The organism is Nocardioides donggukensis (assembly GCF_014842875.1).
Taxonomy (GTDB): domain Bacteria; phylum Actinomycetota; class Actinomycetes; order Propionibacteriales; family Nocardioidaceae; genus Nocardioides; species Nocardioides donggukensis.
This window is the reverse complement of the sequence record NZ_JACYXZ010000005.1, coordinates 227091-235268: the sequence shown is the minus strand read 5'-3', so window position 1 is coordinate 235268 and position 8178 is coordinate 227091. Positions and strand designations below refer to the sequence as shown.

Here is an 8178-nt window from a genome sequence, read left to right as displayed (position 1 = left end):
TTCCTTGGTGACGACCTTCAGGACTGCGACCCGGGCTTTCGACATGCCCAGGCACTGTGACCGATGTCGCGACTCATGTGGGACGTGTCAGTAGGGACCTATGTCGTGAACCCAGGCACCCTATCCTCCGCCATCCTCGAACGGCGCCGGTGCCCCCACCGGCGCCGTTCGTCGTTCGTCGTTCCGCCCCCCTTTCCGGATAGTCCACGAAGTTCGAGTCGCTGACAGCCCCGATCGGCGACTCGAAGTTCGTGGACTATCGGGAGGGGGAGGCGGGTCAGCGGCGGCCGAACCTGAACATGCCGCGGGCGATCTCGCGGGCCGCGGTCCGGACGAAGTCCTTGAAGGCCGGGGAGGAGACGACGTCGTCCACGAGGCCGCCCTTCTGCTGCTGCTTCGACGACGGCTTGCGCCGGGAGAGCCGGTCGGCCTCGGCCTGGTGCGGCGCCCGCTCCCCTCCGGACTTCGCCGCCTCCTCCTTCGCGGCCTCCTTCGTCCCCGCCGCCTCCATCTCCTCGGCCTCGGCCTCGGCCTCGGCCTCGGCGCGCTGCGCGCCCGCCTCCAGCCGGGCCGCCAGCTTCTCGTGGGCGGAGTCGCGGTCGACGACCTCGGCGTACTTCGGGTACAGCGGCGAGGCCTCGACGGCGGCCTGCATCGCGGCCGGGTCGGCAGGCGCCATCAGCGACTCGGGGGCCGGGAGCCGGGTCCAGGCCACGGGCGTGGGCGCCCCGCGCTCGTTCATCACCGTCACCACCGCCTCGCCGATCCCGAGCGAGGTGATCACCTCGCCGAGGTCGTCGTACTCCGAGGTGGGGTACGTCGACACGGTGCGCTTGAGTGCCTTCGCGTCATTCGGGGTGTGTGCGCGGAGCTGGTGCTGGACCCGGGAGCCGAGCTGGGCCAGCACCTCGTCCGGGACGTCCGTGGGGCTCTGGGTCACGAAGAACACCCCGACCCCCTTCGACCGGATCAGGCGCACCGTCTGCGCGATCTGGTCGAGGAAGTCCTTCGAGGCGTCCCGGAAGAGCAGGTGCGCCTCGTCGAAGAAGAACACCAGCTTGGGCTTGTCGATGTCGCCGACCTCGGGCAGGTCGTGGAAGAGGTCGGCGAGCAGCCACATGAGGAACGTCGAGAAGACCGCCGGCCGGTCCTGCAGGTTCGGCAGCTCCACCAGCGAGATCACGCCGCGGCCGTCCTCGGTGGTCTGCAGGAACTCCCGGGCATCGAACTCCGGCTCGCCGAAGAAAGCGTCCGCGCCCTGGTCGGAGAAGGCGATCAGCTCGCGCAGGATCACGCCCGCGGTGGCCGGCGACAACCCGCCGAGCTCCTTGAGCTCGCCCTTGCCCTCGTCGCTGGTCAGGTGGTGCACGACGGCGCGCAGGTCGGCCAGGTCGAGCAGCGGGAGCCCGGCCTTGTCGGCGTAGTGGAAGACCAGCCCGAGCGACGACTCCTGGGTGGCGTTGAGCCCGAGCACCTTGGCGAGCAGCAGCGGTCCGAAGGCGCTCATCGTCACCCGCAGCGGCACGCCGGTGCCGTCGCCGCCGAGCGCGAAGAACTCCACCGGGAACCCGGTCGCCTCCCACTCCTGGCCGACACTCTCGGCCCGGGCGGCGACCTTGTCGCCGCCCTCCCCCGGCACGCTGAGCCCGGACAGGTCGCCCTTGATGTCGGCGGCGAACACCGGTACGCCGTGGGTGCTGAGCTGCTCGGCCAGGAGCTGGAGCGTCTTGGTCTTGCCGGTGCCGGTGGCGCCGGCGACCAGCCCGTGCCGGTTGACCATCGCGAGCGGGATCCGGATCCGCACGTCGGTGAGCCGGTCCGCGTCGAGCATGAGCCCGCCCAGCTCGAGTGCCGGGCCGGCGAAGTCGTAGCCGGCGCGGGCCGCCTCGGCGACCGGGTGCTCGGCGTGGTCCCGCTCGGCCGGGGGGTCTGCCGCGGGGTCGTCGCCGGAGTCAGGTGCGGGCGTCGTCGTCATGACGGAACACTAGCCAGCCCCCGCCGTGGAGCGCTGGTTATAGTCGCCACGTGATCTTCAAGCGCGTGAGCGACGGCCGCCCCTACCCGGAGCACGGCCTGACGTCGCGCGCCTGGGCGGACGTTGCTCCTCGCCAGGTCCGGCTGGACGAGCTGACCACCACCAAGGACACGCTGCAGCTGGCGACCCTGCTGGACGAGGACGGCACGTTCTACGGCGACCTGTTCGCCCACGTGGTCGAGTGGCGCGGCGAGCTCTACCTCGAGGACGGGCTGCACCGGGCCCTGCGGGCCGCGCTGCACCAGCGCAACGTCCTGCACGCCCGCGTCCACGTGATGGAGGGCTGATGGATCGGCGCGCCGTCTCGGCGATCACCCTCGGGGTGCTGGTCATGCTCTGCCTGGTCGCGGTGCTGCTGGGCTTCCGGGCGCTGACGGCCGAGCTCCCCGACGACCCGATCGCCTCCGAGCCCCCCGTCTGCGAGGACCGCGACGTCGACAAGGGCGAGAAGGTGCGCCCGCGCGACGTGGTGGTGAGCGTCTTCAACGCCGGCTCGCGGGCCGGTCAGGCGAGCAAGATCAGCAACGCGCTGGAGAACCGCGGCTTCGTCCCCGCCGAGCGCGACAACGCCCCCCGCGAGACCGGCATCGTCCGGGCCCAGGTGTGGGTCGACGGCCCGGTCAACCCGGCCGCCCGCCTCGTGGCCACCCACCTCGGCAAGGGCACGCCGATCAAGACCAACAAGGACGCCCTCGGCCCCGGGATCATGGTGCTCGTGGGCGACGACCTCGGGTCGCTGCCGAAGGGCAAGCGCAAGCTGGCCGCCAAGAAGGCGACCTCGATCTGCAGCCCGCCCGCCGACGTGGGCTGACCGCCCCGCACCCGCGGCCCAGCCGTACGCCGGCCATGGCCGGCCCCGACCGGCCCCGGCTGGCCCCTGGCTCAGCCGTCGGTGGGCTCGGGGTCGGTGCCCAGCCACTGGGCCAGCCGACCGCCCCGCGAGACCTGTCGCAGCCGCTCCTCGGTCTTCAGCCGCACCCGGCGCGGCGTCACGACCAACAGCTCGTCGCCGCGGCGCAGGACGGTACGCCGCTCGGGCACCAGGGTCTCCGTGTTCCGGATCACCAGCGCCACCGAGGCGCCCGCCGGCAGTCTCAGCTCGCCGACCTCCACCCCGTGCATCCGGGAGACCGGGCTGATCGTGACCTGCAGGAGGTCGGCGGCGACGCGGTCCAGCGGGGCGGCTTCGACGTCGAGGTCGCGGGGCTCGGAGCGTCTGGCCACCCGGAGCAGGCGCGCCACGGACGGCAGGGTCGGGCCGGTGAGCACGGTGTAGATCACGACCATCACGAACACGATGTCGAAGAGCTTGGCGGCGCCGGCGACCCCCTCGGAGAGCGGGATCGTGGTGAACACGATCGGCACCGCCCCACGCAGGCCGGCCCAGGAGACGAACGCCAGCTCGCGGGGTGGCATCGGCAGCACCACCGCGCTGACCAGCACCGACAGCGGGCGGGCGACGAGGGTCAGCAGCAGTCCGGCGGCGATCGCGGTGCCGACGATGTCGAGCGAGATCCGGCCGGGCGAGAGCAGCAGGCCGAGCATGACGAACAGCCCGATCTGGGCCAGCCACGCGACACCCTCGGAGAACGACTTGGTCGCCTGCCGGTGCGGCAGCTCCGCGTTGCCGAGCACCAGCGCCGCGACGTACACGGCGGCGAAGCCCGAGGCGTGCGCGGCCGACCCGGCGGCGTACGCGACCACGGCGAGGGACAGGATCGCCAGCGGGTAGAGGCCCGAGGAGGGCAGCGCCGCGCGGCGCATCACCCAGGCGCCTCCGAAGCCGATCGCCAGGCCGATCAGCACGCCCGCGACCAGCTCGAACAGGATGATCCCCGCGATGGCGAGCGGCCCGTGGTCCAGCCAGGCGCCGCTGGAGACCAGGGTGACCAGCACCACCGTCGGCGCGTCGTTGAGCCCGGACTCGGCCTCCAGGACGCCGGTGATCCGGCGCGGCAGCGGCACCACGCGCAGCACCGAGAACACCGCCGCGGCGTCGGTCGCCGAGCAGACCGCACCCAGCAGGACGGCGGTCTCCCAGGTGAGCCCGAGCAGGTAGTGCGAGCCGACCGCCATCACCGCGACGCTGACCGTGACCCCCACGCTGGCCAGCGCCGCCCCCATGCGCATCTGCGGGCGGATCTCGTCCCAGTGCGTGGTCAGACCGCCCTCGGCCAGGATCAGCACCAGCGCCGCGAAGCCGAGCGCGTGCGCCATGTTGGCGTCCTCGAAGTCGATGCCGAAGCCGGCCTCGCCGAGGAGCACGCCCATGAAGAGGTAGATCAGCAGCGAGGGGAGACCGGCCCGGGACGAGACGCGGACGGCGAGGATCGCCAGCAACGTGACCGCGGAGCCCAGCAGCAGGAACGTGTCGAGCTGCTCGACGTCGAACGTCAAGGGCACCTCTCTCGTCGGGGGTGCTGCGGACTCACCGGGCGTTGCTGCCCCTGGATTCTAGCGGTCCGTCGAGCACGATCCGTCAGCGCAGGTGTGTGAGGAACCCCCGTGCCAGGAAGCCGTTGCGGATCCGCTGCGGGTGGTCGCCGACCGGCACCGTGTCGTCGATCCGGCCGGTGCGGTAAGAGATCCGGGAGACGGTGTCGCTGCCGCTCCAGGAGATGTAGCAGTGCTCGCCGTCGGCGCTCGGCGTCACCCAGTAGGGCTTCTCGCCGCCCTTGAGCAGCCGACCCCGCTCCATCGTCCGGCGGTCCACGACGGTGGCGTAGTCGGACATGGTCCCGGCCACGCAGAGGTCGGTGCCGTCCGGGTTCATGGCGATGCCGTGGTGCGCCGAGTCGAGCAGGTACGCCTCGCGGGGGGTGTCCGGCACCAGGTCCGGCAGCCGGCGGACCCGGGTGATCCTCCCGGTCCGCAGGTTCATCTCGAGGAAGCCGTGGAAGAACGAGACCTGGAAGTAGACGAACCGGGCGTCCGGCGAGAGCGTCAGCGGCCGGACCGCATGACTGACCCGGTCCAGGCCGCGGTCGTCCAGCGCCTTGCGGACGTCGATGGTGCGGATCACCTCGTGGGTGGCGGTGTCGACGACCTGGAAGACCCGCTCGTCCTTCGTGTCGTCCAGCTCCGGCTGGTCGAGCGGGGTGTAGACCGAGCCGATGCTGGCGTGCAGCAGCCTGCGGCCGCCGTCGAAGTAGACGTTCTCGTGCGGGGAGCCGCCGCTCTCGAAGCTGCCGACCTCCTTGCCGTCCCGGGTGCGCAGCACGTGCACGACGTTCCCGGTGCTGGCGCTGACGGCCACCCGCCTGCCGTCCGGGGAGATCGCCATGTGGTCGGAGCGGTAGCCGTCGACCGCGAACCGCCAGACGATCTCCTTGCTGCGCAGGCTGATCGCGACCACGTCGGCGAAGCTGGGGCGGGAGACGATCAGCCGCTTGCCGTTGTTGGTGGAGTACATGTCGTCGACGTACTGGTCGTTGCCCTCGCCGATCGCCTGCTGGATCGCCAGGTAGTAGGCGAGCCGGTCCGGGCTGGCCCAGATCTCGGCGAGCCGCTCGGCCTTGTCGGGCACGATGTCGACCCGCGCCAGCCGCCGGAACGAGCCGGGGGCGATGAGGTCCGCGGTGCCGGCCCAGTTGTTGCCGACGTAGACGACCGGGCGGACGTCGCCCACCGGCTGCTGGTCGTCCCCGGCTGCGCTCGCGGGTGCGGCCGGCAGGAGGGTGCCGGCGACGAGCGCCGCCACCGCGGCGGCGAGGCGGGAGGGACGGAGGCGCATGGACGACCTTTCGCAGACGGCTGCTCGCAGGGACCAACGACCGTCCCGCCTCCCGGTTACCTCGACCCGTCGCTGGTGTCGCCGCCGGAGCCGGTCCGATCACACGATGTCGTGCACGAACTCCCCGAGCTGGGTCAGGTTTCGGCACTCGACCATCGGCACCACCTCGCCGTACGCGAGCGCCGCGGAGTCGCCGCTCCCCCAGTTGCGTCGGTGCTCCGGGTTCAGCCACCACGCGTGCCGGCAGCCCTCCACCATCTCGGCGAAGGTGTCGACGCCGAGGTCGCTGTAGTTGGAGCGCGCGTCGCCGAGCACGAGCAGCGAGGTGCGCGGCCCGAGCGCGTCGGCGTGCTCCTCGGCGAACTTCGCGAACGCGCGGCCGTAGTTGGTCCGGCCGAACAGGGCCGCGTGCCGGGCACTGGCCGCGAGGTCGGCGAGCACGTCGCCGGCGTCGGCGCCGGGTCGGAAGTACGCCGTCACCTCGTGCACCTGGTCGACGAAGGTGAACGCCCTGACCTTGGTGAACTGGTCGCGCAGCGCGTAGACGAGCAGCAGCGTGAACTGGGCGAAGTTCGCCACCGAGCCGCTGACGTCGCAGAGCACCACGAGGTCGGTGCGGTGCGGCCGCTTGGGCCGGTGGTGGGTGGTGATCGGCACCCCGCCGGTGGACATCGACGCGCGGACCGTGCGCCGGAAGTCGAGCGGCCCGCGGCGGTGCGCGTGGTGCTCCTGGGTGAGCCGGGTGGCCAGCCGCCGCGCCAGCGGGTGGATCTGGCGGCGCATGTCCTCCAGCTCGCCGCGCCGGGCCCCGAGGAAGTCGATCCGGTCGACGGTCGGCCGCAATGCCGTCTCGGCGACGTGCTGCGGGCCCTTCTCCTCGGCGATGCGACGCCGGGCGTCCTCCTCGACCGCGCGCCGGAACGCCGCGGTGCCGCTCTGGGCCCGCCGCTGGGCGGCCGACTCGTCGGTGCCGCCGGCCACGAGGGCGGCGACGATCCGGTCCACCAGGCCGTCGGCGTCGATCCGCTTCAGGGCCTGGTAGGCGCTCCAGCTCGACAGGCCCGGGGCCCGGCCGGGCATCGCGCCGAACCGGCCGATGGCCTCGATCGCGAGGTCCGCGGCGGCGTCCGGCCCACCCTGCTGGCCGGCCTGGCCCTCCACGGCCAGGGCAGCGACCAGCCGCTCCCGGAAGTCGTCCAGCGCCGGGCCGGTGTCGCGCGGGCCCTCCGCCTCGGCGTACTCGGGGTCGTCGGCGGCCCCCGTCCTCCCGTCCCCGACCAGCGCGGGGAACCACAGGTCGAACAGCGCGTCGAAGCTGCCACGGTGCGCCTGCCGCTTGCACAGCGTCGCGGCGTACGTCGCGCGCACGGTCTCGCGGTCCCCCCACCCGACCGTCGTGAGCGCGGTCGCGGCGTCGATGTCCTCGGCCAGCGACACCGGTACGCCGGCGCCGCGCAGCGCCTCGACGAACCCGATGTGCCGGTCGAGCAGGGCCATCAGGGGACCCGGTGCAGCTTGAGCTCGCGCGCGGCGCGGTCCTGGTCGGAGGCGTGCTTGAGCACGACGCCCAGGGTCCGCTCGATGGAGGCCGGGTCGAGCGTGCCGATCTCGAGCGCCAGTAGGGTGCGCGCCCAGTCGACGCTCTCGGCGATCGACGGCGACTTCTTCAGGTCCAGCTCGCGGAGCCGGGCGATCACCGCGACCACCTCGGCGGCCAGCTGCTTGGGCAGCTCCGGGACCCGGGCGAGCAGGATCTCGCGCTCGCGCTGCTCGTCGGGGTAGTCTAGGTGCAGGTAGAGGCAGCGCCGCTTGACCGCCTCGGACAGCTCGCGGGTGGCGTTGGAGGTGAGCACGACGAACGGCCGCCGGGTCGCGGCGACCGTGCCCAGCTCGGGGATCGTCACCTGGAAGTCGGAGAGCACCTCGAGCAGCAGCCCCTCGACCTCGAAGTCGGTCTTGTCGACCTCGTCGATGAGCATCACGGTCGGCTCGTCGGCCCGGATCGCGGCGAGCAGCGGCCGGGTGAGCAGGAACTCCTCGGTGAAGATGTCGTCGTGGGTCTGCTCCCAGGCCGTGTCGTTGCCAACCGCCTGGATCCGCAGGAGCTGCTTCTTGTAGTTCCACTCGTAGAGCGCCCGCGCCTCGTCGAGCCCCTCGTAGCACTGGAGCCGCACCAGGCTCGCCCCCGTGCTGGCGGCCACGGCCTTCGCCAGCTCGGTCTTGCCGACCCCGGCCGGGCCCTCCACGAGCAGCGGCTTGCCCAGGGCGCCCGCGAGGTACGCCGTGGTGCCGGTCGCCGCGCCCCCGAGGTACCCCTGCTCGCCGAGGCGGCTCAGGGCCTCCGCCGGTGAGGAGAACCAGTCGGTGGCCGGCGTCGCTGGGGAGGTCACCGCGCGAGCATAGTCGCCGG

The 8178-nt window shown here is 72.5% G+C and carries 7 protein-coding genes; 2 read left to right on the top strand and 5 right to left on the bottom strand.

What is annotated here, in order from left to right; translation table 11 throughout:
• Positions 1 to 277 precede the first annotated feature (277 nt).
• Entirely contained in the window at positions 278 to 1975 is a 1698-nt protein-coding gene (locus tag IE331_RS16345) for a helicase HerA-like domain-containing protein (RefSeq protein WP_192144522.1), read from the bottom strand.
• Between the two features lie 50 nt (positions 1976 to 2025).
• Between IE331_RS16345 and IE331_RS16340 the strand changes: the two genes are divergently transcribed.
• A complete protein-coding gene (locus IE331_RS16340) occupies positions 2026 to 2322 on the top strand; it encodes a type II toxin-antitoxin system VapB family antitoxin (RefSeq protein ID WP_192144521.1) in 297 nt (98 codons plus the stop codon).
• Positions 2322 to 2846, top strand: coding sequence for a LytR C-terminal domain-containing protein (locus tag IE331_RS16335; RefSeq protein WP_192144520.1), 525 nt, complete (start codon positions 2322 to 2324; stop codon positions 2844 to 2846). Before IE331_RS16340 ends, IE331_RS16335 begins: the two co-directional genes overlap by 1 nt.
• Before the next feature lie 71 nt (positions 2847 to 2917).
• Here the strand turns inward: IE331_RS16335 and IE331_RS16330 are convergent, their stop codons facing one another.
• From IE331_RS16330 to IE331_RS16680, 4 genes are all read right to left on the bottom strand, one after another.
• Positions 2918 to 4432 (bottom strand): potassium/proton antiporter, encoded by a 1515-nt coding sequence (locus tag IE331_RS16330; protein ID WP_192144519.1) that lies wholly within the window; start codon positions 4430 to 4432, stop codon positions 2918 to 2920.
• A gap of 82 nt (positions 4433 to 4514) precedes the next feature.
• Entirely contained in the window at positions 4515 to 5768 is a 1254-nt protein-coding gene (locus IE331_RS16325) for a YncE family protein (RefSeq protein WP_192144518.1), read from the bottom strand.
• Positions 5769 to 5867: 99 nt separating this feature from the next.
• The gene (locus tag IE331_RS16320; protein ID WP_192144517.1) at positions 5868 to 7265 is read right to left on the bottom strand and encodes a vWA domain-containing protein; all 1398 of its coding nucleotides are present in this window, start codon (positions 7263 to 7265) and stop codon (positions 5868 to 5870) included.
• Positions 7265 to 8158, bottom strand: coding sequence for an AAA family ATPase (locus tag IE331_RS16680; protein ID WP_201931863.1), 894 nt, complete (start codon positions 8156 to 8158; stop codon positions 7265 to 7267). Before IE331_RS16680 ends, IE331_RS16320 begins: the two co-directional genes overlap by 1 nt.
• Positions 8159 to 8178: the final 20 nt, after the last annotated feature.

Coding starts and splice junctions, on each gene's coding strand:
- IE331_RS16325 (WP_192144518.1), bottom strand. CDS start 5,768: ATGCGCCTCCGTCCCTCCCGCCTCGCCGCCGCGGTGGCGGCGCTCGTC.
- IE331_RS16335 (WP_192144520.1), top strand. CDS start 2,322: ATGGATCGGCGCGCCGTCTCGGCGATCACCCTCGGGGTGCTGGTCATG.
- IE331_RS16345 (WP_192144522.1), bottom strand. CDS start 1,975: ATGACGACGACGCCCGCACCTGACTCCGGCGACGACCCCGCGGCAGAC.
- IE331_RS16320 (WP_192144517.1), bottom strand. CDS start 7,265: ATGGCCCTGCTCGACCGGCACATCGGGTTCGTCGAGGCGCTGCGCGGC.